General features: G+C 70.0%; 21 protein-coding genes and 1 pseudogene. 12 read left to right on the forward strand and 10 right to left on the reverse strand.

The genetic code is table 11. The features are described from left to right. The first annotated feature begins 102 nt into the window (after window positions 1-102). Window positions 103-1,077 (forward strand): annotated as a pseudogene (locus RCO28_RS20735) (tyrosine-type recombinase/integrase). Window positions 1,078-1,182: 105 nt separating this feature from the next. Here RCO28_RS20735 and RCO28_RS20740 read toward each other — a convergent pair. Then, a complete protein-coding gene (locus RCO28_RS20740; RefSeq protein ID WP_308942673.1) occupies window positions 1,183-1,842 on the reverse strand; it encodes a response regulator transcription factor in 660 nt (219 codons plus the stop codon). After that, window positions 1,839-3,092: a histidine kinase gene (locus RCO28_RS20745; RefSeq protein WP_308942674.1), complete on the reverse strand. Its 1,254-nt coding sequence runs from the start codon at window positions 3,090-3,092 to the stop codon at window positions 1,839-1,841. The genes RCO28_RS20740 and RCO28_RS20745 overlap by 4 nt, the downstream gene beginning before the upstream one ends. Before the next feature lie 133 nt (window positions 3,093-3,225). Here RCO28_RS20745 and RCO28_RS20750 point away from each other — a divergent pair, with 133 nt between their 5' ends. Next, complete coding sequence (locus tag RCO28_RS20750; protein WP_308942675.1) at window positions 3,226-4,134, forward strand: ABC transporter ATP-binding protein; 909 nt, start codon at window positions 3,226-3,228, stop codon at window positions 4,132-4,134. After that, complete coding sequence (locus tag RCO28_RS20755) at window positions 4,131-4,973, forward strand: ABC transporter permease subunit (RefSeq protein ID WP_308942676.1); 843 nt, start codon at window positions 4,131-4,133, stop codon at window positions 4,971-4,973. The genes RCO28_RS20750 and RCO28_RS20755 overlap by 4 nt, the downstream gene beginning before the upstream one ends. 9 nt (window positions 4,974-4,982) lie before the next feature. Here RCO28_RS20755 and RCO28_RS20760 read toward each other — a convergent pair whose 3' ends face one another. The 5 genes from RCO28_RS20760 to RCO28_RS20780 all read right to left on the reverse strand — a co-directional run bounded on the left by RCO28_RS20760 (window position 4,983) and on the right by RCO28_RS20780 (window position 9,295). After that, window positions 4,983-5,579 carry a DUF6283 family protein gene (locus RCO28_RS20760; protein WP_308942677.1) on the reverse strand — a complete coding sequence of 199 codons (597 nt, stop codon included), beginning with the start codon at window positions 5,577-5,579 and terminating at the stop codon, window positions 4,983-4,985. Continuing rightward, the gene (locus RCO28_RS20765; protein WP_308942678.1) at window positions 5,576-7,135 is read right to left on the reverse strand and encodes a hypothetical protein; all 1,560 of its coding nucleotides are present in this window, start codon (window positions 7,133-7,135) and stop codon (window positions 5,576-5,578) included. The genes RCO28_RS20760 and RCO28_RS20765 overlap by 4 nt, the downstream gene beginning before the upstream one ends. Window positions 7,136-7,319: 184 nt before the next feature. Continuing rightward, a complete protein-coding gene (locus RCO28_RS20770) occupies window positions 7,320-7,610 on the reverse strand; it encodes a hypothetical protein (protein WP_308942679.1) in 291 nt (96 codons plus the stop codon). Window positions 7,611-7,723: 113 nt separating this feature from the next. Beyond that, on the reverse strand, window positions 7,724-8,194 hold the full coding sequence (locus RCO28_RS20775; protein WP_308942680.1) for a hypothetical protein: 471 nt from the start codon (window positions 8,192-8,194) through the stop codon (window positions 7,724-7,726). Window positions 8,195-8,254: 60 nt separating this feature from the next. Continuing rightward, complete coding sequence (locus RCO28_RS20780) at window positions 8,255-9,295, reverse strand: tyrosine-type recombinase/integrase (RefSeq protein ID WP_308942681.1); 1,041 nt, start codon at window positions 9,293-9,295, stop codon at window positions 8,255-8,257. Between the two features lie 124 nt (window positions 9,296-9,419). On the opposite strand from RCO28_RS20780, the gene RCO28_RS20785 reads away from it, so the two are divergent. Beyond that, window positions 9,420-10,241, forward strand: a complete 822-nt coding sequence (locus tag RCO28_RS20785; protein ID WP_308942682.1) for an SGNH/GDSL hydrolase family protein — start codon at window positions 9,420-9,422, stop codon at window positions 10,239-10,241. 29 nt (window positions 10,242-10,270) lie between these two features. Here the strand turns inward: RCO28_RS20785 and RCO28_RS20790 are convergent, their stop codons facing one another. Together RCO28_RS20790 and RCO28_RS20795 are read right to left on the reverse strand one after the other, a co-directional pair. Continuing rightward, window positions 10,271-11,788 carry a M20/M25/M40 family metallo-hydrolase gene (locus RCO28_RS20790; RefSeq protein WP_308942683.1) on the reverse strand — a complete coding sequence of 506 codons (1,518 nt, stop codon included), beginning with the start codon at window positions 11,786-11,788 and terminating at the stop codon, window positions 10,271-10,273. A gap of 120 nt (window positions 11,789-11,908) precedes the next feature. After that, the gene (locus RCO28_RS20795; RefSeq protein ID WP_308942684.1) at window positions 11,909-12,472 is read right to left on the reverse strand and encodes a carboxymuconolactone decarboxylase family protein; all 564 of its coding nucleotides are present in this window, start codon (window positions 12,470-12,472) and stop codon (window positions 11,909-11,911) included. 112 nt (window positions 12,473-12,584) lie between these two features. Between RCO28_RS20795 and RCO28_RS20800 the strand changes: the two genes are divergently transcribed. From RCO28_RS20800 to RCO28_RS20810, 3 genes are all read left to right on the forward strand, one after another. Continuing rightward, window positions 12,585-13,025, forward strand: a complete 441-nt coding sequence (locus tag RCO28_RS20800; protein ID WP_308942685.1) for a PPOX class F420-dependent oxidoreductase — start codon at window positions 12,585-12,587, stop codon at window positions 13,023-13,025. A gap of 60 nt (window positions 13,026-13,085) precedes the next feature. Next, window positions 13,086-14,315, forward strand: a complete 1,230-nt coding sequence (locus RCO28_RS20805; RefSeq protein ID WP_374991207.1) for an MBL fold metallo-hydrolase — start codon at window positions 13,086-13,088, stop codon at window positions 14,313-14,315. A gap of 126 nt (window positions 14,316-14,441) precedes the next feature. After that, window positions 14,442-15,236, forward strand: a complete 795-nt coding sequence (locus tag RCO28_RS20810; protein WP_308942687.1) for an FCD domain-containing protein — start codon at window positions 14,442-14,444, stop codon at window positions 15,234-15,236. 21 nt (window positions 15,237-15,257) lie between these two features. Here the strand turns inward: RCO28_RS20810 and RCO28_RS20815 are convergent, their stop codons facing one another. Further along, on the reverse strand, window positions 15,258-16,931 hold the full coding sequence (locus RCO28_RS20815) for an L-lactate permease (protein ID WP_308942688.1): 1,674 nt from the start codon (window positions 16,929-16,931) through the stop codon (window positions 15,258-15,260). Window positions 16,932-17,161: 230 nt separating this feature from the next. Between RCO28_RS20815 and RCO28_RS20820 the strand changes: the two genes are divergently transcribed. From RCO28_RS20820 to RCO28_RS20840, 5 genes are all read left to right on the forward strand, one after another. Continuing rightward, window positions 17,162-17,944, forward strand: a complete 783-nt coding sequence (locus RCO28_RS20820; RefSeq protein WP_308942689.1) for a (Fe-S)-binding protein — start codon at window positions 17,162-17,164, stop codon at window positions 17,942-17,944. Then, a complete protein-coding gene (locus tag RCO28_RS20825; protein ID WP_308942690.1) occupies window positions 17,941-19,491 on the forward strand; it encodes a lactate utilization protein B in 1,551 nt (516 codons plus the stop codon). The genes RCO28_RS20820 and RCO28_RS20825 overlap by 4 nt, the downstream gene beginning before the upstream one ends. After that, window positions 19,488-20,117: an LUD domain-containing protein gene (locus tag RCO28_RS20830; RefSeq protein ID WP_308942691.1), complete on the forward strand. Its 630-nt coding sequence runs from the start codon at window positions 19,488-19,490 to the stop codon at window positions 20,115-20,117. Before RCO28_RS20825 ends, RCO28_RS20830 begins: the two co-directional genes overlap by 4 nt. Window positions 20,118-20,812: 695 nt before the next feature. Next, window positions 20,813-22,066, forward strand: coding sequence for a cytochrome P450 (locus RCO28_RS20835; protein ID WP_308942692.1), 1,254 nt, complete (start codon window positions 20,813-20,815; stop codon window positions 22,064-22,066). Window positions 22,067-22,068: 2 nt separating this feature from the next. Beyond that, on the forward strand, window positions 22,069-22,848 hold the full coding sequence (locus RCO28_RS20840; RefSeq protein ID WP_308942693.1) for an enoyl-CoA hydratase/isomerase family protein: 780 nt from the start codon (window positions 22,069-22,071) through the stop codon (window positions 22,846-22,848). Window positions 22,849-22,867: the final 19 nt, after the last annotated feature.

The raw sequence follows: 22,867 nt of genomic DNA on the forward strand, positions 1-22,867 counted from the left end.
CGATAACACCCCAATATCTGCGGTAGCTCGATCCGTCACCTGCGGTGACGCTCTTCGGGTCCTACACGAAGCGGCCCTGTTATCTGCGGCAAGGAGGAAGCGGTGCCCACCGTCGTACAGCTGCCGACCGGCAAAGCGCTCACCGTCCGGACGGCGGCCGACCTCTTCCTCGACTCGCTCGGCAAACCCGAACACGGTCCGCACCTACGGAATCGGGGTGGGCAAGACTGCGCTGCAGCTCGGCGAGGGCCGGCCGCTCGGCTCGGTCGCGGACGACGAAGTGGGGGAAGCCCTCGAACTGCTCTGGGGTACCGCGGCGGTGAACACCTGGAACTCCCGCCGGGCATCGGTGCTGTCCTGGCTGGCGTGGTGCCGCGAGCGCGGCTACGAGTGTCCGGCGGTCCCGGCCTGGGCGAAGCGGCTGGCGGTGCCGGACTCCGAGACCCCGGCCCGCTCGCGCATGGCCATCGACCGGCTGATCGCGCGGCGCGAGGTGCACCTGCGGGAGAAGGCCCTGTACCGGATGCTCTATGAGACCGCCGCTCGATCCGACGAGATTCTGGGCGTGAACATGAGGATCTGGACTTCGCCGGGCGCCGCTGTCAGGTCAAGGCCAAGGGTGCCCGGACGAAGGCCCCCCGACGCAGCCAGACGCGCGAGGACTTCGTACTGGAGACTGTGTACTGGGACGCGGGCACGGCCAGGCTATTGCCCCGGCTGCTCAAGGGACGTACGCGCGGGCCGGTGTTCGTCACCCACCGCCGAGCCGGCCCTGGGAAGGTGGTGGGCCCGCGAGACGTGTGTCCGGACACAGACTTTGCCCGGCTCTCGTACGGGCAGGCCCGCGCCCTACTGGATGGGCGCACCCCAGTTCGTGGACCTGGCAGCGGTTGGGACCTTCACGAGTACCGGCACTCTGCCCTGACGCACCTCGGCGAGCAAGGTGCGTCACTGCTCATGCTGATGGCCAAGTCGCGTCACAAGTAGCCGGAGAACCTCCGCCGTTACTTCAAGTCCTCACCGGCGGCCGTCGCCGAGCTGACCAGCCTTCTGGCCCCCGGTGACAGCCGACGGTGAGCCAGAACCTTGGTCAACTGCGCACTGACGGCAGGCGGGGTTGGAGCGGACTCGCGCGGATCGCACACGGCCCGCCGGTGCTTTCTGCGCAGGGAGTCCGTCCACTCACTGGGACGTTGTCACCAGGCCTGCCTCATAGGCCAGGATCACCAGCTGCACCCGGTCGCGGGCATCGAGCTTGGCGAGCAGGCGGGTCAGGTAGGTCTTGGCGGTGGCGATGCTGATGCAGAGCTCGCCTGCGATCTCTGCATTGGACAGGCCCCTGCCGACGAGGGTCAGCACCTCGCGTTCCCGGGCTGTGATGCCGCCGAGCTCCGCCCGCCGCGGCGGTGACGCTGCGGGTCGGGCGGTGAAATCTTTGATCAGCCGGCGTGTGACAGCTGGTGCGATCAGAGCGTCCCCGGCGGCAACGATCCGGATTGCGGAGAGGATGTCGTCCAGGGCCATGTCCTTGACGAGGAATCCGGACGCGCCGGCGTGTAGCGCCCCGTATACGTAGTCGTCGTCGTCGAAGGTCGTCAGGACGACGACGCGTGCGGAGCCGGTGCCCTTCGTGATCAGCCCGGTGGCCTCGATGCCGTCCATGCCGGGCATCCGGAGGTCCATCACGACGACGTCGGGGGCGAGTTCCTCCGCCAGTCGTACCGCTTCCGCGCCGTCTCCGGCCTCGCCCACCACTTCGATGTCGGCGGTGTCGGTGATGACCATCTGCAGGGCGGCGCGGACCAGGGGCTGGTCGTCGGTGAGTACGACGCGGATGGTCATCTGGCTCTCGCCTTCTCTTCTGCCTCGGTCATTGTCGGTATCGGTAATCTGACCGCTACCAGGAAGCCGCCCCCGGGACCGGGCCCGGCCGTGAAATCGCCGTTCAACAGGGCAGTCCGCTCGCGCATGCCGATCAGGCCGTATCCGGTGTCCGTGCTGGTGCCGCCGCCTGTCCCTCGGTCCGAGACCTCGACAGCGAGTTCGTCCGCGCGGTATTCGAGGCGCACGAGGCAGGAATCGGCCCCCGAGTGCCGTACGGCGTTGGTCACCGACTCCTGGACGATCCGGAACGCCGCGAGGTCGATGTCAGCGGGCAGTGGGCGGTGCCTCCCCTGCCGGCACACCTCCACGCGGACGCCGGCGGCCGTGGCCGTCGCGGCGAGCCGTTCCACGTCCGCCAGGCCAGTGGCCGGCTGCAGGGATGCTGGTGCGAGCCCAACGTCTTGACTGGTGCCTTCCTGATTCTGGTCGGCCTGGCGCAGGGCGCCGAGCATCTGCCGGAGCCCGGACAGGGTCTCGCGCCCCGCCTTCTCCACGGTGAGCATCGCCTCCCGGGCCTTGGCCGGCTGGGTCTCGACGACCCGGGCCGCGGCGCCGGCCTGCAGGGCGATGATGCCGATGCTGTGGGCGACAGTGTCATGCATCTCGCGGGCGATGCGCAGCCGTTCGGCGGTGACGGCCTGCGTGGCGGCCCGTGCGTACAACTCTTCGGTGTGGGCGCGGGCCTGATGCACCGAGTTGCCGATGAGCCAGGCGATGGCCACGGTCAGGGCCAGGAAGGGCTCGGGGGCGATTCCGGAGTCGTCCCCCATGAGCAGCCGCATCATGAAATAGCAGGTGAGCATGCCGAGTGCCCCTGCGGCCGCCGTGATCGAATTCCGCCGGGATCGGATGGCCGCGATGTAGCAGAGGGCCACATCCACTGCCAGAAACTGCAGCGGCGGGATCTCGTCCTGACGCCAGGCCACCGTCGAGGCGACCGTACCGGCAATCACCAGTGCGTACGCCAGCGAAGTACTGCGCCGCAGCACCGTACTGCCGGCCAGGACCAGTACGAAGGCGAGCGCAAGTAGAGCCCGGGCGCCAAGCGAATCGAGCCCGTCCCGGGGAAAGTTGAGCGAGTGCGTCGGCCCAGGCGGCATCACGATGTACTCGACGATGGGCTGCACTGCTGCCGCCAACCACGCCAGCGCCGTCCACAGGCCCGGCGGTATGCGCTTGAGCAGCGGCAAAGACACGGAGACGGACATCTGGTGATCGTAACCGTGTGCCGTTGAGGGGCCATCGGCCCGCGGATGTACAACCGGGGTTGACACTCGCGCCCGGCGCTTGTCAGCTCCAGCCCGACGACGGGCGGGGTCGCCCCCCGGCACCGTTGTCCCCGTGATCGAAGTCAACGAGCTCACGAAGCGATACGGCAGCACGACGGCCGTCAAAGATCTGACCTTCACCGCGCGACCCGGTGAGGTGACCGGGTTCCTCGGACCCAACGGTGCGGGCAAGAGCACCACGCTGCGGATGATCCTCGGCTTGCATGAGCCCACCAGCGGCAGCGTCACCGTCGGCGGCCGTTCCTTTCGCGATCTCCCCCGCGGCCTGCGCCATGTCGGCTCCCTTCTCGACGCGCACGGCGTGCACAGCGGGCGCAGCGCGGTAGCACAGTTGTCCGCCCTGGCCCGCAGCAACCGCATCCCGCAGCGCCGGGTGGAGGAGGTGCTGCGGGAGGTCGGTCTCGCCGAGGTCGCCCGGCGCCGCATCGGCGGATTCTCGCTCGGCATGAAACAGCGGCTCGGCATCGCGTCCGCCCTGCTCGGCGACCCACCGGTACTGCTCTTCGACGAACCGCTCAACGGCCTCGACCCGGAAGGCGTGAAGTGGGTGCGTGACCTGTTCAGGCGGCTCGCCGCCGAGGGCCGCACCGTGTTCGTTTCCAGCCATCTCATGTCCGAGATGGAGCACACCGCCGACCAGCTGGTCGTCATCGGCCGCGGCGAGCTGATCGCGGCGGAAAGCCTCACGGAGTTCTCCGCTCGCGGCACCCGGCAGAGCGTCACGGTGGGCACGCCCGCCGCGGCAGACCTGAGAGGCCTGCTCACGGCCGAGGGCGCGGCCGTGCACACGGCGGGCGACCTGCTCGCTGTGACCGGTGTGACCGCGGTCCGGATCGGTGAGATCGCCATGGAGCACCGCATTCCGCTGCATCACCTCAGCACCCGTTCCGCCTCCCTGGAAGAGGCGTTTATGGAGCTCACCGCCGACAGCGTGCAATACCTCGCAGGAGACCCCCAGTGACCAAGACGTACCCTGCCGGCGGACTCGGCGCCGACGAACCCCACGCCCGCTTTCACGACCTCGTGGCCGCCGAGTGGATCAAGCTTCGGTCGCTGCGCTCGACCTGGATCGCGTACGGGGCCACCGCACTGGCCGTCATCGCGTTCAACGCGGGCACCGCCTACGACACCTACAACTACTGGCCGGAGCGGAGCGCGGTGGACCGGGCCGACTTCGTCCGGGCCGGAATTCCGCTGCAGGAGGCGTTCACGGCGAACGCCGCCATGGTCATGATGCTTGCCCTCGGTGCCATCGGCGCCGTCGCGATCATCGGCGAGTACAGCACGGGCACCATCCGTACGACGTTCGCGGCCGTTCCGGCCCGCCATTCGGTGATGGCCGCCAAAACGGTGGCCGTCACGGCGGTCACCACCGTCTTCGGCACGATCGTCGCGGGGGCCTCCTTCGGCCTGACGCAGGCGATCCTCGACGGCCGGGACGCCGGCATATCGATCAGCTACCCGGGCGCCCTGCGCGTCGTAGTGGCGTCCGCCCTCCTTGCGCCCGTGTGCGCGGTCGCCGGCATGGCCATCGGCTCCGTCATCAGGCACACCTCGGCCACCATGATCGCCTCGGTGGTGGTCATCCTCGTGCTGCCCATCATCTTCACCGACGGCCGCCACTGGTCGGCGGTCGCCGGGCACGCCACGCTCTACCAGGCGTGGTCACGGCTCGTGGAGGTCGGCTCACCCCGGACTGACTTTCCGTGGACGACCGGCGGAGCCTGGACCGTCTACGCGGTGTGGGCGCTCACCACAGCCGTGCTCGCCGTCACCAGCGCGCAACGGCGCGACCAGTGAGAGAACCGGTCAGCCAACTGCCCGGGCGGCAAGAAGGCCGCCCGCACCTGGGAGCACTTGGTGGTCGGCTCTGCGGTGTGGGCGTCGCCGCCGTGACGCCGAAACCCTGTTCGCATGCGCCATGGCGTCGTACGACTCGTACAGCGGAGTCCAGTTTGGGCCCAGCTCCAGTGCCTGCGGCGGCAATCGCTCCTCAAGGAGCGCCCTGCGTACGCTGAAGTTCTCCCAGCCGGCGACTGCGAGCCACCCGGCGCAGGCGAGATCCTCGCCAGTGCGGGGTGCGCCTTTGTGGCAGCCAAACTTGTCCTGGCCGTGGATGAGGGCGGCCAGGACGGCTTCGGTGCCTTCGGGCTGTACGGAGGTGGAGCGCAGCTCCTCGAAGCGGGTGGCCGGGAAGCGGCCTGGTGCGACGTCGGTGCGCCAGGGGCACTCGGCGCATGGAGCCTTGCGGTACGGCATGGCGGGCGAGGGCTCGGTGTCGCAGGCCGGGGAGGGTTCGGGATCGTCCTGTGAGCCGCAGGGGCCGAAGGGACCGGATTCTCCGGGAGTGTTCGCGCCGAGCTGCGGGGCGCCGCCCTTGGTGCGGTGCGGCGGGTTCGGGATCACTCGCTCTCCCTGCCCTTGAGCTGGCGGACGGTGTTGGAGGGGCGGAAAGGGGCGTCCTCGGGGCCCATGGGGTGTTCGAGGATGGTGATTTCCTGGTGGACGCAGGCGTCGCCTAGTTCAGCGTGACGGCGGGGGTTGGGGCACTGCATGCGGTCGTGCTCGCGCCGCCAGGTGCGGAACTGCCACGGCCCCCGCTTGTAGGCCTCGCCGGCAGCCGGGCGGCGTGCTGGGCTGGCCCCGTTGCCGCCGATGGTGACGAGACGTACGTGCCCGTCGTCCGTGATGCCCCGGCGCCGGTCCTTGCGCTGGTCGGTGGGCTTGCGCTTGTGGAGGGTGGTACGGGTGATGGTCTTGCCCAACCGCTGTGTCTGGGTGATGAGTTCGTGCACGGCGATCGCGGCCCGTACGGGGAGTTCGTTGGTGCCCTCGATCGGCTCGGTGTCGAAGATGGCGCCGTCGGCGACGATCATCTCCGTCTCCCAGGCGATCGGCGGGCCCCCGCTGATGAGGGACGGGGTGTAGAGGGTGAACCACCACACCGGATCCCCGACTTTGGCGAACTCGGCGGCCGGGACGGACACCATGCGAGGCCCGTCCTGCTCGTCGTGCACGTGATCGTTGCGCCTCCACAACCACGACCCGCCCGGCCACGCCGCGGGGTCCCACGTACTCCAGGAGACGGCGACGATCGGCTTGCTCGAACCCATGTCCACCGGTGTCTCGAAGACGACCAGGCCCGGCCCGCGCAGCATCCGCTCGCGCGTCACCGGTGCCTTCTTGGGGCGCATGGCTTTGCGTACGGCGACGGCGCACATGTCGGCGTCCACGTAGTACAGGCCCGCGCGGCTCAGCGTCGTGGCCTCCTCCGTGGCCAGGAACCGGCCCGGCCCGTCGCAGTCCATGTAGCCGTCATCGCCGGGACCGGCGTCGGGGCAGAGCGTGAACAGGCCCTGCGCCAGTGCCGAGGAGAGCGTGGTGGGCCCGCTGCCCTGGGTGTAGTGGGCGATCAGCTTGCGCCGCCACTCGGGCAAGGCCTTCGGGTTCGGACGCCACTCGCCTGGGTCGGGCGCAGCCTGAGCGGGCAGGCCCGCATCGAGGATCAGTGGAGCGTGGCCGCTCTGCTGAGCGCGGGCACCCAGCCCGGAGAGGACTGCCAGCAGCGCGGCGAGCGCATCGGTCAGACCCTGGTCTTCCATCGCGTGCAGGCATGCCTGCACGAGCATCGGGTTTCCAGTTTCGAGTGCGGCGAGCGTGTCGGTGACCACCGCGCGGGATTCGGGACCGAGGTGGCGCAGACCAGTCAGCTGCGGCGTCAGCGATCCCCAGGTCATGCCACGCGCTTGAAGATGGTCGGCGGCCTGGTGGGCGGCGAAGGCCGCGACCTCGGCTCCCTGCCCGCGACGGATGAGTCCGAGCGTGAAGTGGCGTAGGGCTGCGGCACGTTCAACGCCTGCGACGCTGTGGCGGTCCGCGTAGCTGCGGGTCGCCAGGTCGACCAGCCGGTGGTAGGCGTCGATGGTCTGCTGGGTGGCGATCAGAATGGTCGGCGTGCTCACAGGACCCTCGTCTTCGTTGCCTGGGTGTTCTTGGGGCACGAGCACCAGGTGTGATCCGAGCCGTAGAGCTCGTGCTCGCACCGCACGCACAGGTAGTTGCTCGTGTCGTATCCCTCGTCGTCGAGGGCATCGCGTTTGCAGCGGCGGCAGATGTAGCGCCAGTGCTGTGGGCCTCGGCGGACCATCAGCGGCGCCGCATCGTGGAGACGACCGAGGTGACGTGGGTGGTGGCCATGAGGTGGGCCTGGCCGACTTCGCGTTCGGTGAGTATCTGGGCGGCCTGCTCGGTGAGCTGGTCGATCTTGTCGGGATTGCCGGGGGCGGGTGAGGTCGCGGTGGTCAGCGACGCGGCGCGCAGGATGAGTTCGGTGTATGCGACGCCGTAGCTGGCGTCGAGGCGGTCGCGCAGGCGGGTGGTGCGTGCGTTGAGCGTGCGGGGGATGCGGGGCTGGGCAGTAGCGTCCGAGGTGTTCATTGCGCTTACTCCTGTTTGGTGTGTTTGTCCTCTTGGTCTCAACTGTAGGAATTTAAATAGAGGCTGTCGGGTTGCGTCGAGGTGACCCCGCACACGTCCACGAGCCGAAGAGGTCAGGGCGCATCGCGCTGCTCCCGGCCGAGAGAAGAGAGGCGGCGACGTATCTGGGGGCGCTGCTTGAGCCGGGCCATTTCGGTGGCCTGAGTGGGCGAGTAGCGGCTGGCCGATACGGCGGCTGCCAGCTGGGCCAGGAAGTACGTACGGAGCGCGTGCAACGTGACGGGCGGTTGACCGTCGTGTTCACTCTGCGCGCGGAAGACCCGGTGCAGATGTGCACTGGTGTGCGGGCACACAATGCCGCCTTCGGCGGCGTCCAGGGCGTGAGCCAGTTCGATCGAGGGCGGTACCGCGTGACCTCCGAGATGCGTCAGTAAGTCGTCGCCTACGGCGAGTTGGGCAATTTCCGAAGCTCTCAATCCGCGTTGGGCGGCCAGCAGGGCCCACAAATGGGCGCGGGGGTGGTGCTGCTTGAGGTGGGCGAGGAGGGCTGCCACGCGCTCATCGGTCAGGTCGGCTTGAATCATCGAGTGCTTCGTGACTGGGCGGCCCGGCCCGAGAAGGGCCGGGCCTGAGCGGGCAAGGGGTCAGCCGTCGTGGCGCAGCTCGTTGGCGCGACGCTCGGTCAGGAGGGGTAACAGGTCGTCGGCGGTGACGCCGAAGGCGTGCAGGATCATCCCCAGCCGGGAGTCGAACTGCTTCAGCTGCAAAGGGTCGGGCGGCGGTGGCGAGACTTCGGGCTCGGGAGAGTGCAGGGTGTTGAGGATCGTGCGGTGGTTCTTCTTGGCGGACAGGGCGTATACCGCGGTCGTCTCCGGGCTCTCGTGACGCGCGAACTCCTGTGTCGCGATCAGGTCCTGAGAGCGCTGGTAGTAGCGGGTGATCGCCGTGTGCCGGAGCTGGTGGCACTGCATCCGGACTCCGACCTGGGCCGCGAGCAGCGAGATCTCGCTGCTCACTTTGATCCCCGTCGTCCCGGGCCACAGCGCACCCGGGTTGCCGTCGGTGACCTCCCACAGCGCTTCGAACAAGTCGTCCGGCACGTCAACCGTGGTCACCAGCGCCGCCTTGCCCACCACGAGGAGCGTGCGGGACGACGGATCCAGGTCGCGGCCTGCGACCTTGGCGATCTCGAAGGCCCGCAGGCCCAGTTCGCCGCCGAGGCGGAACCAGAGGTGCGTGATGCGGGAGGTGCGGCGGACGTGGTCGGAGATGGTCCGGTAGTTCTCCGGCGTGAGCGGTCGGGGTCGGTACCGGGGCGGCCTGGGGCGCTTGATGCCCTCGGTAGCGTCGGGGACGCCTGCGAACTGGAAGAACATCCTGAGGTGTTCGAGGTACTTCAGCCGTGCTGCGGGCGACAGCTCCCGCTCCTCGAAGTAGCTCTTGATGTGTTCGCGGGTGATGAGCGTCGGGTCAGCCAGTCGGTGGTAGCGGCAGACGACGTCGACCTGCGCTATCCGGGTCGAGATCGTCTTCTGTGAGAGCTCGGCTTCGACCATGGCGTTGTGCCAGGTCGCGAGCGTGTCTGGAACGGTCACCCGGGCATAGGTGCTCCACCAGTAATCGCCTAAATCGGGTGAATGCGGCTGTACGTTCCAATTGGTGCTCAGGGGAACGAGCGTGCCCATCTTGGCTTGGTTTGTGGGCTTCCTCACGACGCAAAGCCAGAAGGTATGCAAAACGGACTATTCGTCCGTCTGAACGTTACATACGGTGGCGTAGGACACTTAGCGAGGTGAAGGATATGCCGACGTGGCAGACGATTCGACACCCCTCAACAGCACCGCGGTCCCCGGCTCCTACGCGGCCGTCGGCGACAGCTTCACCGAAGGCGTCGGAGACCCTGGCCCGGACGGCGGCTTCGTCGGCTGGGCCGACCGGTTCGCCGTGCTCCTGTCCGACCGGCACCCCGAGCACACCTTCGAGTACACCAACCTGGCCGTCCGCGGGAAGCTGCTCGACCAGATCGTGGCCGACCAGGTGCCGCGGGCCAAGGAGCTCGCCCCCGACCTGGTGAGTTTCTGCGCCGGCGGCAACGACATCATCCGCCCCGGCACCGACCCGGACGAGGTCGCCGAGCGCTTCGAGCGAGCCGTCGCCGACCTCAAGGAGTCGGTCGGCACGGTCATGATCACCACCGGCTTCGACACCCGCGGCGTGCCCGTCATGCGCCACCTGCGCGGCAAGATCGCCACGTACAACGGCCATGTCCGCGCCGTCGCCGACCGCTACGGCTGCCCCGTGCTCGACCTCTGGTCCCTGAGGTCCGTGCAGGACCGCCGGGCCTGGGACGGCGACCGGCTGCACCTCTCGCCCGAGGGCCACACCCGTGTCGCCCTGCGCGCCGCCCAGGTGCTCGGCCTCGACGTCCCGGTCGAGCCCGACCAGCCGTGGCCGCCGCTGCCGCCGCGCGGCACCCTCGAAGTGCGGCGCGACGACATCCAGTGGGCCCGCGAGTACCTGGTGCCGTGGATCGGGCGCAGGCTGCGCGGCGAGTCCTCCGGCGACCATGTGGCGGCGAAGGGGGTCGTCGACCCGTACGTCCTCAAGTCGCAGTTGAAGTCCGCCACTTGAGCCGGACGCCGGGGGTGCGCTGGAGTCTGTCAGCGTAGGGGTGTCGGGAAGGCCACCGGGCTGCGCCGGCCCGAGCGGCCCACCGCGCGGACGCCGAAGAAGACGTTGTCCTTGGACAGGTCCACCTCGTGGCCCGTCACGTCGCCCACCTCGATCACATGCGTCCACTCCGGCTCGGTCGTCTCGCGCCACACCACCTCGTAGCCCGCGAGGTCCGGCTCCTCGCCGCGCTGCCAGAGCAGCTCCGTGGAGTTGGTCAGGGCGCTCGTGCGGATCCGCGCGCCGCGCGGGGTGCCGGGGGCCTGCGCGAGGGTCCACAGGGCGGCCGCGTTGACCCGGGCCACGCGCGCCACGAACGGGAAGTCGCAGAACTCCGGCAGATCGCCGTACTGCTTCCCGTCCTCCACCCGCACGTCCTGGTGCTGATGCGCGAAGTCCTCGGCCGGCTCCGTGAACCGGGCCGCCGGGTAGCCGCGTTCGAGGAACGGGATGTGGTCGCCGCCGCGCAGATAGCGGTCCCTGCGGTAGACCACGCGCACCCGCATCCCCGTAGCGTCGTTGTCGGCCGTGTCCCGCACGAACCGCGCCAACTGCCGTGCGGGGGAGTCGTTCTCGCCGCCCACCGACCGCCGCGTCTCGGCCTCCTCGGGCGTCTCGGACGTCGGCACGCCTTCGGCGAAGAGGCGGATCGTGTACGGGTCCCGGGTGCCGTCGTCCGCCGTCGAGCTGCCGACGATGTCGTTCGTGAACATCGCCTGTACGTCGGTCTGCGCGGCCTCGAACCGGGACGCCATGTGGTCCGCCCCGAAGAGGCCCTGCTCCTCGCCCGCGACCGCCGCGAACACCAGCGTCGCCGCGGGCCGCCGCTTCACCAGTACCCGCGCCAGCTCCATGGCGACCGCCACACCCGAGGCGTCGTCGTCCGCGCCGGGTGCGTCGCTGGTGGCGTCCATGACGTCCGAGGCGCGCGAGTCGTAGTGGCCCGACACCACGTACACCCGCTCCGGGGCGACCGAACCCCGCAGCGTCGCCACCACGTTGGTGATCCGCGTGGCCACGGGGATACGCGGCGCCGGTTCCTGTACGTACGACTGCAGCTCGACGGTCATCCGGCCGCCGCTGCGTCGCGCGTACCGCTCGAACTCCGCCTTGATCCAGTCGCGGGCGGCGCCGATGCCGCGCTCCGGGTCGTCCTGGCTCGACAGGGTGTGCCGGGTGCCGAATCCGGCGAGCCTGCGCACCGTCGCCTCGATGCGCTCCGGGTCGATCTCCCGCAGGAGCTCGCGGAGTTCACGGTTCGGCGGCTGTGCGGTGGGCGGGCGGGGGTCCCCGGTGGCGGCCGAGGCCGGTGTCGCCGAGGCCGGTGTCGCGCCGAGCCCGGCACCGACGCCGACGGCGGCCGCACCGGCGGCTGCTCCGGCGGCGGTGAGGACGGTTCTGCGGGGAGTTCCGGGAGCGGGCGGTGGCGGTACGGCGCAGTGGTCGGCGTGGCCGGGATGGTCGGGGTGTCCGTGAGGTCCGGGTGGCTCAGGAATCTGCTGAGGCATGCCTCGATTGTCGAGGCAGCGCCAACCCCCGTAAACAGTGCGGGAGTTGGCGCCTGGGCGCCCCTGTCGAATCCGGTCCGGAGTCCTGCCGAGTCCTGCCGAATCCGCTGCTGCCAGGCATCAGCCCCCGGCCCGTACGTCCCGCAACTCGCAGGAGTCCTTGAAGCCCTGGCTGGTCAGGCCGAGCGCGGCGTTGTAGCGGGAGCGCAGATTCTCCACCGCGACCATCATCGTCAGCTCGACGAACGCGGCCTCGCCCAGGCGGCCGACGAGCCGAGCCGCCAGCTCGTCGGAGACCTCCGGCGGGTTGGCGGTCATGGCCTCCGCGTACTCCATGACGTCCCGCTCCACGTCCGAGTAGGCCTCGCTCTCGCGCCAAGCCGGCACGTCCCGGAGCTTGCGCTCGGCCATGCCGCGCCCGTGCTCCTTCCAGTACCCGAAGTCCATGCACCAGGAGCAGCCGATCGACGCCGCCGAGGCCATCACGGCCAGCGCCTTCAGGTCGGGGTCGAGCTTGTCCCACTTGTTCACGCTCTGCTCGAACCGCAGCTGCGCCCACAACAGCTTCGGGTGGTGCCCGGACGCCTTCACCGGGTCCATGACCTTGCCGTACGCGCGCGTGCAGTACCACTGCACGAGGCGGTTGAGGACGGTGTTGCGCGGCTTCAGCGAGATGCGGGCCATGGGGCCACCTCCAGGTGTTGTGCGGGCCTCTTACCCCTTCGACGTGTGGCGGTGGACGGAATGTGACATCGCGCGGGCGGAATCCTTCGGGGGCCCGGCACGTTGTCGAGGCATGACGACAGGCGACGATCATCAGGACGCCCTGCTGAAGCTGCTCACGGAGTACGACGGCGGGGTCCTCGTCACGCTGAGACGGGACGGGCGCCCCCAGCTGTCCAACGTCAACCACCACTACGACCCGTCGGCGCGCGTCCTGCGGATCTCCGTGACGGACGACCGCGCCAAGACCCGCAACCTGCGCCGCGACCCCCGCGCCTCGTACCACGTCACGAGCGCCGACCGCTGGGCCTGGACCGTCGTCGAGGGCACCGCCGAGCTCACTCCGGCGGCGGAGGACCCGTACGACGACACGGTCGAGGAGCTGATCCGGCTCTACCGCGACGTGCGCGGCGAGCACCCGGACTGGGACGACTACCGCGCCGCGATGGTGCGTGACCGGCGGCTCGTGCTCCGGCTGCCGGTCGGGCGCGCTTACGGGCAGCCTGCCGGGTGAGGGGCGTACGCCCGTCCCGGGGGAGGCGTCCGTGAGGCGTTGTCAGACCTGCCGCCCATAATGGAAAACCGACCGAACAGCACTGCTGGAGGATCCGTGACCGGCTTCCGTTCCCTTCGCTCCGGGCTCCGCTCGCTGCGGCCCGCACCCTTCGGTGCCGATCCGAGCGGTGAGCGCCTGGCGCGGATCCACAGCTCGCCGAACTTCGCGAACGGCCGGTTCACCAACCCGGTGGGGGCGCGCGTCGGCCCCCTGGGCTCCAAGGTCGAGTTCGCGAAGACGTACTTCCGCAAGGAGGAGCGGCTGCGCCGGGCACCCTCCGGGACCGTGCCCGTGCACCCGACGACGCTCGCCGACCTCGCGCGTCCGCCCGCGAGCGGCCTGCGGCTGACCTGGATGGGGCACTCCAGCGTGCTCGCGGAGATCGACGGACGCCGGGTGCTCTTCGACCCGGTCTGGGGAGAGCGCTGCTCCCCCTTCGACTTCGCCGGGCCGAAGCGGCTGCATCCGGTGCCGGTCCCGCTCACCGCGCTCGGCCCCGTGGACGTGGTCGTCATCTCGCACGACCACTACGACCACCTGGACCTGCCCACGATCAAGGCCCTGGCCGACACGGACACGGTCTTCGCGGTGCCGCTCGGCGTCGGGGCGCACCTGGAGCACTGGGGCGTCTCCCCGGACCGGCTGCGCGAGCTGGACTGGAACGAGCAGACGCGGATCGCGGGGCTCAGCCTCACCGCCACCCCGGCCCGGCACTTCTGCGGCCGCGGCCTGCGCAACGAACAGCACACGCTGTGGGCGTCCTGGGTGGTGGCGGGGGACGAGCACCGCATCTTCCACTCCGGGGACACCGGGTACTTCCCGGGCTTCCGCGACATCGGTGCGGAGCACGGCCCGTTCGACGCGACGATGATCCAGATCGGCGCCTACAGCGAGTACTGGCCGGACATCCACATGACCCCCGAGGAGGGCGTCCAGGCCCACCTCGACCTGCAGGGCGGCCGGCCGCACGGCGCGCTCCTTCCCATCCACTGGGGCACGTTCAACCTGGCCCCGCACCCGTGGGCCGAGCCCGGCGAGTGGACCCGGCACGCCGCGGAGGAGGCCGCCCAGCCGGTCGCCACGCCCCACCCCGGCGAGCCCTTCGAGCCCGCGGGGGAGCTTCCCGCTCAGGCGTGGTGGCGCCCGGTCTCCGCACCCCTCGCCCAGCCGTGGCGCCTGCGGTCGGAGGCGGACGACGTGGCGGTGGCCGCGACCCGGGCGGCCCTCGACCTGGCTCGGGAGGGGTAAGTCGCCTCGACCTGGCTCGGGAGGGTGAGGGGCCGCAGCTGAGGCGGAGCTCCCGTTTGGTCCGACCATACGCACTGTGTGACATAGTGAGAGCTCGGACGAATCGGCCGAGCGAGGGAGTGGCGGATGTCTGTCGAGTGGCAACCCGTGCGGCAGTCCCGCACCCATGAGCTGGTGCTCGAAAGCATCGAGCAGCGGGTGTTCGCCGGTGAGCTCAAGGCCGGGGACCGGTTGCCGCCGGAGCGGGAGCTGGCGCCGGTGCTCGGGGTCAGCCGCTCCGCGCTGCGGGAGGCGCTGCGCGTTCTGGAGACCATCGGCGTGCTCGTGGCACAGGCCGGGCGCGGCCCGGACGCCGGGGCGCGGATCGTCCGCAACCCCGACGACGCCCTCGGCCGCCTGCTCCGTCTCCACTTCGCCCTCGGGAGCTACCGCCTGGAGGACGTCCTCGAGGCCCGCGTCGTCCTGGAGCGGTCCAGCTTCGCGGCGGCCGCCGAGCACGCCTCGGCCGAGGACCTCGACGAGGCGGAGGCACTCCTCGTACGGATGAAGGAACCGTCCGTCGGGGTGGCCGAGTTCAACGACCTGGACACCCGTTTCCACGTCCAGATCGCCCGCGGTTCCGGCAACCAGCTGACCTCCACGCTGACTTCGGCCGTACGCGAATCGGTGCGCCCGCTCATCCTCCAGGCCCTGGAGGCGGCCGAGGACTGGCCCGCCACGGCGGCAGGGCTCAACGCCGAGCACGCCGAACTGCTGCGTCTGGTCCGGGCGGGTCAGGGCGCCGAGGCGGCCGACCTCGTCGAGAAGCACATCCGCGGATTCCACGGAACGCTCGTCGACGAGAAGGACGAGGACGAGAACGAGCGCGAGGGCGAGGACGAGCGCGAGGGCGAGAACGAGCGCGAGGGCGCGGCCGAGTAGGGCACGCCCTCGCAACGGTGCTTACGGCAGCATCCAGCTCAGTACCGGCAGCGACTGCAGATAGACAAGCACGCACAGGACGGCAAGCAGCGCGACGCTGTAGCCCGCGACCTTGCGCAGCAGGATCCGTTCGGAGCCGGGCTGTTCGACCGCGGTCGCGGCGATCGTCAGGTTCTGCGGGCTGACCAGTTTGCCGACGACGCCGCCCGAGGTGTTCGCGGCCACCAGCAGAGTGGGGTCGATTCCCGCGCCCTTGCCCGCGGTCTGCTGGAGTGTGGCGAACAGGGCGTTCGCGGACGTGTCCGAGCCGGTGACGGCGGTGCCGAGCCAGCCGAGCACGGGGGAGAGCAGCGCGAAGATGCCGCCGACGGCCGCCAGCCAGGTGCCGATGGCGACGGTCTGGCCGGACTGGTTCATGACGTAGCTCAGCGACAGGACGGTCGCGACGGTGATGATGGCGGTCCGCATGGTCCGCACCGTGCGCACCGCGGCCGACAGGCCCATCCGGCCGGTCATCGGGAAGCGGTCGGCGTCCCGGGCGCGGCCGTAGACGAGCATCACCAGGAGGCCGGAGACGATCAGCAGGGTGCCGGGGTTGCCCAGGAGCTCCGCCTTGTAGACCGCGCTGCCGGCCGGGGAGCCGTCGGGCGCCAGCAGGTTCCCGTACAGGCCGGGCCAGGGCGCCTCGATGTCGAGCGTGCCGAGCAGCCGGGGGATGTCCAGGGCGCCCGCCCGGAGCTTGGCGAGGGCGAAGACGGCGATCACCAGGATGTACGGCAGCACGGCGAGGACGACACGGCGGGTGGTGAGCGGCTCGGCCTCGACCTGGGAGCGCTGCTCGTCCGGGGTGTGCGGGGCCCAGAAGCGCAGCATGAGCACGGCGGCGGCGAACCCGGCCAACGCGGCCACCACATCGGTGAGTTCGTACGCGAAGTGGGCCGAGCACCAGAACTGGGCGACGGCGAACACGGCCCCGGTGACGAGCGCGATCGGCCACAACTGCCGGACCCCGCGCCTGCCGTCGACGATGAAGAGCAGCAGCAGCGGTACGAAGAGGGCGAGCAGCGGGCTCTGCCGGCCGACCACGGCGGCGATCTCGCCGGGCGGGATACCGGTGAGGTTGCCCGCGGTGGTGATCGGGATGGCCATCGCGCCGAAGGCGACCGGCGCGGTGTTGGCGACCAGGACCGTCACGGCCGCCTTGAGCTTCGGCAGGCCGAGCGCCATCAGCATCGCCGCGGTGATCGCGACGGGCGCGCCGAACCCGGCGAGGGCTTCCAGGAGACCGCCGAAGCAGAAGGCGATCAGCATCGCCTGTACTCGAAGATCCGCGCGCCCGACCGCGCTGAAGGAGCGGCGCAGATCCTCGAACCGGCCGCTGACGACGGTGAGTTCGTAGAACCAGATCGCGGCCACCACGATCAGCATCACCGGGAAGAGGCCGAAGAGCAGGCCCTGGGTGGCGGACAGCACGCCCAGCTGGACCGGCATGCCGAAGCCGAGGACCGCCACGAGCAGCGCGGTCAGCAGGGCGCCGAGCGCGGACTGCAGGGCGGGGCGCTTGGCCGCCATCAGCAGCAGGAAGAAGGCCGCGAGGGGGACCAGGCCCAGCAGGGCGCCGGCGGTGAGGCTGTCCCCGACGGCGGTCACGTCGGGGGTGTAGGCCGCTAGTGCGGCTGGTGGCGCGGTGGTCACGTGCGTGCTCCTTCGGACTGTGCCTGTGCCTGCGCCTGCCGGTGCCGGGTCCCGCCCCGGGCGTCCGCGGCGCCGTGTCGCTGACGAACGGAACTCAGTAGCGCACCGAAGATGTTGCATGTCAATAAGGTCCGACCAAACTGTTGTGGTTCCACTTTTGGCTCGCAATGAGTATGGTCGGACCGTAAACATGGTGCGCGCGGCGTGCCGGAAACGATCGGGGAGGTCCCATGCGCATCGGACTCTTCGCCACCTGTCTGGGAGACACGCTCTTCCCCGAGGCGGTGAGATCCACCGCTGTCCTGCTGGCCCGCCTCGGCCACGAGGTGGTGTTCCCGCCGGAGCAGACCTGCTGTGGCCAGATGCATGTCAACACCGGCTACCAGCGGGAACCGGTCCCGCTGGTGCGGGGCTTCGCCGAGCAGTTCGGCGATCCGTCGATCGAGGCGGTCGTGATGCCGTCCGGGTCGTGTGCGGGATCGGTCCGCCACCAGCACGGGATCGTCGCGGAGCGGTACGGCGACGCCGCGCTGCGCGCCGGGGTGGCCACCGTGCAGGCCAAGACGTACGAACTGTCGGAGTTCCTCGTCGATGTGCTCGACGCGACCGACGTCGGCGCGTACTTCCCGTACCGGGTGACCTACCACCCCACCTGCCACTCGCTGCGGATGCTGAGAGTCGGCGAGAAGCCGTTGCGGCTGCTGCGCGCGGTCGACGGGATCGATCTGGTGGAGCTGCCGGAGGCCGACGCGTGCTGCGGGTTCGGCGGCACCTTCGCGGTCAAGAACGCCGAGACCTCGTCCGCGATGCTCCAGGACAAGATGCGCCACGTCGCCGCCACCGGCGCCGACGTCTGCACGGCCGGGGACTCCTCCTGCCTGATGCACATCGGCGGCGGGCTCTCCCGGATCAAGTCCGGTACGCGCACGCTGCACCTGGCCCAGATCCTCGCCTCGACCCGGAGCACGCCGTACGCCATGCAGGCCGATCACCTGTCGGAGGCCGCACGATGAGCAGCACCTTCCTCGGCATGCCCGCCGCCCCGCCCCGCTCCCCGTACGGGACGGGCAACCTGCGCGGCGAGCGGACGTTCCCCGCGGCCGCCCGCGACGAGCTGCGCAACGAGCAGCTGCGCCGCAACCTCGGCAAGGCCACCCACACCATCCGCGCCAAACGGCTCGACGTCACCGCCGAACTCCCCGACTGGGAGCGGCTGCGGGACGCCGGCTCGGCGATCAAGACCGACACCATGAACCGACTGCCCGAACTCCTGGAGCAGTTGGAGCGGAAGGTCACCGAGCACGGCGGCACCGTCCACTGGGCGCGCGACGGAGTCGAGGCCAACGAGATCGTCACGCGGCTCGTCCGGGAGACCGGCAGCGACGAGGTCATCAAGGTCAAGTCGATGGCCACGCAGGAGATCGGCCTCAACGAACACCTGGAGGCCCAGGGCGTCACCGCGTACGAGACCGACCTCGCCGAGCTGATCGTGCAGCTCGCGGACGACAAGCCGTCGCACATCCTGGTGCCCGCGATCCACCGCAACCGGGAGGAGATCCGGGAGATCTTCCGCGCCGCGATCCCCGGCGTCGACCCCGGACTCGACTCCGTACCGGCGCACCTGGCGGCAGCCGCGCGCGCGTATCTGCGCGAGAAGTTCATGACCACCCCGGTGGCCGTCTCGGGCGCCAACTTCGGCATCGCCGAGACCGGCACCCTCTCGGTGGTCGAGTCCGAGGGCAACGGCCGGATGTGCCTGACACTGCCGCGCACGCTGATCACCGTCATGGGCATCGAGAAGGTGCTGCCGCGCTACCAGGACCTGGAGGTCTTCCTGCAGTTGCTGCCGCGCTCCTCGACCGGCGAGCGCATGAACCCGTACACCTCGATGTGGACGGGCGTGACTCCGGGCGACGGTCCGCAGGAGTTCCACCTCGTGCTGCTCGACAACGGGCGTACGGCCGCGCTCGCGGACAAGGTCGGGCGCGAGGCGCTCAACTGCATCCGCTGCTCGGCCTGTCTCAACGTCTGCCCGGTGTACGAGCGGGCCGGCGGCCATGCCTACGGCTCCACCTACCCCGGCCCGATCGGCGCGGTCCTCACTCCGCAGCTCGCCGGGATGCACGCGGCCAAGGACGACCCCAACAGCTCGCTGCCGTACGCCTCCACGCTGTGCGGGGCGTGCTTCGACGCCTGCCCGGTGAAGATCGACATCCCGTCGCTCCTGGTCGAGCTGCGGCACCAGCACACGGAGCAGTCCGGTACGACGGCGGAGAAGCTGGCCATGAAGGCCGCGGCCCAGGTCATGAAGCGGCCGAAGCTGTACACGGCGGCACAGAAGTCGGCCGGAGCGGGCCGGGTGGTCGCCGGGCGGGACGGCACGATCTCGAAGCTGCCGCCTCCCTTCGACGGCTGGAGCGACAGCAGGGACACACCGGCGCCGCCCCGGCAGACCTTCCGCGCGTGGATGGCGTCCGCCGAGGGCGCGGCGGCACTGCGGGCGGCAGCGGACGAAGGCGTGCGGACCGATGGGTCGCACGAGGACGGAGAGCAGCAGTGAGCGCACGAGAGACCGTGCTCGGACGGGTACGGGACGCCCTGACCCTCGCGCACCGGCCCGATGTGACCGTCCCGCGCGACTACCGCACCGGCCGGACCCTGCCCGACGGCGAACGGCTCGCCCTCTTCGTCGACCGGCTCATGGACTACCGGGCCCAGGTGCACACCTGCACGGCCGACCGCACCGCCGAGGTGATCGCCGACGTGCTGCGCGAGCGCGGAGCGCGGAAGGTCGGGGTGCCCGCGGGGCTCGACCGGGGCTGGCTCGCGGCGTACGACGGTGAGGTGCGCGAGGACGCGGCGGAGATTCCGGCGCCCCAACTCGACGCGCTGGACGGGGTGGTGACAGCCTCGGCGGTCAGCTGCGCGGAGACCGGCACGATCTTCCTCGACGGCTCGGCCGACCAGGGGCGGCGGGCGCTGTCGCTCGTGCCCGACCTTCATGTGTGCGTCGTCGACCTGTCGTCGGTGGAGGCGGGCGTGCCGGAGGCCGTGGCGCGGCTCGTGCCGCAGCGGCCCACGACCCTGATCAGCGGGCCGTCGGCCACGTCCGACATCGAGCTGGAACGCGTCGAGGGCGTGCACGGCCCGCGCGTCCTGGACGTGGTGATCCGCACGGACGCGTGAGCGCGCGGGGAACGGGGCCGGGAGCCGGGCGAGGCGCGGGGCGAGGCGCGGGGCGGGGTGCGAGGGCGCGTGCCCGCCACCCCGCCCCGACGGAACAAGAGCCTCCGGCCGGTCAAGCCTTCACCCCATGAACGTGCACAGACGGTTCCGTGGCGCTTGTGTGTCAGACCCTGACGGACCGTCATGAAGGCTGGACCGAGCGTCGATTGCCGGACAGAGTCTGCGGCGGAGCAGAACCGGCCGACGTTGATGTTTAGTGGTCGCTCGCCCGCGCGATCGAGGTGTGCGGTAGGGCGAATTTGAGCCACGGTGACATGTGGAGCCACAACGGCCCCAAGGGTTACGCGGAATCCCATCTGTCTCAAGAATCCCGCTGGTCGAGCCGTGTTGAGGGGCCGCAAAGCGGAGCGCCCGTCTCGATGGCTGAGACCAGGGGTGGCTCGTCGGCCGTAGTGGCGAAAAAGCGTCCTTCACACTAGGTAGGAGACCTGCCAAGGTCAACAGGCATATGAGTCCTACAAGTTCATCCGGCACGCGCCCGCGTCGCGCCCCGTGGGTTGGAGGAGCACATGTCCGTTGACGCCTCGATAGCCTGTCCACAATCCGTTCCCCCGCAACAAGCACAGCAGTCGGTTCCGGCCGAATCTGCCGAAGCGGCGCCGCCGCCGGCGCCCGATGCCACGCGCCAGGTGGCCGTGCTCCTCTCCCGGTTACGTTCAGCACGCAAATTCGGGGACGGGCAGAGCAACCCCTGGCCGGCCTACGAGAAGCTGCGCGAGTGCGGCGACGTCGTGCCGTCCCCGTGGGGTGGCGTGATGGTCACGTCGTACGAGGCCGCCAGCACGGTGCTGCGCGACCGCTCGTACCGCACACCGGACCTCGAATGGCGTCTGCAGCAGGGCGAGCCGAGGTGGACGTCCCCCGCCTCCACCGAGTTCAGCCAGATGATCATGCTCCTGAACGCCCCCGAGCACACCCGGCAGCGCCGCGTGCTCGGCAATACCTTCGACCGTGGCACAATCGACCAACTCGGCGCAGTAGTTGGTGGGTTGGTGGACGGTGTCCTCGACGAGCTCGAAGTCAGGATGAAGGAGGACGGCGAGGCCGACTACGCGGACATCGTCGGCGACGGCCTCCCCGTGGCCGCCGTAGGACGCTGGCTCGGCGTGCCCGCCGCCGACTACCGCAACCTCCGCGACTGGACGCACGGGCAGGCCTGGTCGCAGGAACTCTTCCCCACGCCCGCCCAGTTGGCCGTCGCCGACGAGTCCGCCCTGAACCTCAAGGCGTACTTCGAGGACCTGGTGGCCGAACGCACCAAGTCGCCCGGCGAGGACGTACTCTCCTCCTGGATCCGTGCGTGGAGCGAGGTGGAGAAGGACCCCCAGCAGGCGGCGGAGATCGTGCAGCGGCTGGCAACCTTCAGCATCATGGCGGGACTTGAGACGACGTCCAACCTCCTCAACGCCGCGATGTGGCTCCTCGACCGGCATCCGGACCAGGCCGACTGGCTCCGATACCACCCCGAAGGGATTCCCGCAGCGACTGAGGAGATTCTTCGATATGACCCCGCGGTGTCGATAACTACTCGTGTAGGGTCCCGCAGTGACTCTCTGTCAGATGTTGCCGTAGGCAAGGGGCAGTTGGTGTACGTGTGCATAGGCTCGGCACATCATGATCCGAGGTTCATAGCCGACCCCGATCGCTTCGATGTGCGACGCCCCGGGCCCTCCCGGCATCTGGCCTTCGGCCAGGGTGCCCACTTCTGTCTCGGGGCCGGACTCGGCAGGCTGGAGGGCCATGTGCTGCTCCGGAAGCTGCTGACCCGCTTTCCCACACTGCGGGTGGTGTCCGAGCCGCGCTGGGAGCCGAGGGTGGCGTTCCGGCGGATGGCCAGTCTGCGGGTGGGCCTCGCGCCCAAGCCGCGCTTCTACTCTTTCGGAGCGTGACGATGGACCAGCAGACCCTTTCCCTGGACCTGAAGACCCTCGACGTCACCGAGCGTGGCGCAGCCCTGCACGTACGCATGCGCCGCGAGGGCGCCAAGAACGTCGCCGACGAGGCCCTCCTCGACGACCTCGAGGACGTACTTGCACACCTGCGGAAACGCCCCGACCTGCGCGTGATGGTGCTCGCGGGCGAGGAGACGGAGTTCTGCCTCGGCGGCGACCGCCACGAACTGGAGTCCCTGGCCGAGGCCGACAGCACCGGCGAGGCCGTCCTCCGGGTCGCCGAGAAGGCCCGACGCGTCTGCGAGGCCCTGGAGTCCGCCGACGTGGCCACCATCGCCGCCGTACGCGGACCCGCCGTGGGCGCAGGAGTGGCCCTGGCCCTCTACTGCGACCTGCGCGTCGGCACCGCCGACTGCACCTTCCGGATGCCCGAACTCGGCCTCGGACTCCCGACGGCCTGGGGCGGCGCGCTGAGCCGGCTGATCGCCGAGGTCGGCGCACCCCGTATCCGGGAAATGGTGCTGACCTGCGACGTCGTGGACTCTGCACGAGCCCTGGAGTGGTCGCTGCTGCACCGCGTAGCAGCCGACTCCACGGAACTCGACAAGATCGTCGACCGGTGGGCACGCACCATCGCACGCCGTTCACCCGCCGCACTGCGTGGCACCAAGGCTCTGATGCGCGCATACGGGACCCCCGCCCGTAGCGGCGACCTCACGGGACTCGACGGCTATCTCCTGGCAACGGCCCTCAACGGCCGCCAGGCGAAGGGGCGTTGAGTGTGAGGAATCGATTAGA

The sequence above is a fragment of the Streptomyces sp. LHD-70 genome (assembly GCF_031157275.1).
Classification (GTDB): Bacteria; Actinomycetota; Actinomycetes; order Streptomycetales; family Streptomycetaceae; genus Streptomyces.

Bases quoted from the DNA above. Each gene is read 5' to 3' on its own strand.
- RCO28_RS20825 (WP_308942690.1), top strand. From the start codon at position 17,941: ATGAGCAGCACCTTCCTCGGCATGCCCGCCGCCCCGCCCCGCTCCCCG.
- RCO28_RS20810 (WP_308942687.1), top strand. From the start codon at position 14,442: ATGTCTGTCGAGTGGCAACCCGTGCGGCAGTCCCGCACCCATGAGCTG.
- RCO28_RS20800 (WP_308942685.1), top strand. From the start codon at position 12,585: ATGACGACAGGCGACGATCATCAGGACGCCCTGCTGAAGCTGCTCACG.
- RCO28_RS20840 (WP_308942693.1), top strand. From the start codon at position 22,069: ATGGACCAGCAGACCCTTTCCCTGGACCTGAAGACCCTCGACGTCACC.
- RCO28_RS20740 (WP_308942673.1), bottom strand. From the start codon at position 1,842: ATGACCATCCGCGTCGTACTCACCGACGACCAGCCCCTGGTCCGCGCC.
- RCO28_RS20780 (WP_308942681.1), bottom strand. From the start codon at position 9,295: ATGGGCACGCTCGTTCCCCTGAGCACCAATTGGAACGTACAGCCGCAT.
- RCO28_RS20805 (WP_374991207.1), top strand. From the start codon at position 13,086: ATGGAAAACCGACCGAACAGCACTGCTGGAGGATCCGTGACCGGCTTC.
- RCO28_RS20820 (WP_308942689.1), top strand. From the start codon at position 17,162: ATGCGCATCGGACTCTTCGCCACCTGTCTGGGAGACACGCTCTTCCCC.
- RCO28_RS20795 (WP_308942684.1), bottom strand. From the start codon at position 12,472: ATGGCCCGCATCTCGCTGAAGCCGCGCAACACCGTCCTCAACCGCCTC.
- RCO28_RS20775 (WP_308942680.1), bottom strand. From the start codon at position 8,194: ATGATTCAAGCCGACCTGACCGATGAGCGCGTGGCAGCCCTCCTCGCC.
- RCO28_RS20745 (WP_308942674.1), bottom strand. From the start codon at position 3,092: ATGTCCGTCTCCGTGTCTTTGCCGCTGCTCAAGCGCATACCGCCGGGC.
- RCO28_RS20770 (WP_308942679.1), bottom strand. From the start codon at position 7,610: ATGAACACCTCGGACGCTACTGCCCAGCCCCGCATCCCCCGCACGCTC.
- RCO28_RS20790 (WP_308942683.1), bottom strand. From the start codon at position 11,788: ATGCCTCAGCAGATTCCTGAGCCACCCGGACCTCACGGACACCCCGAC.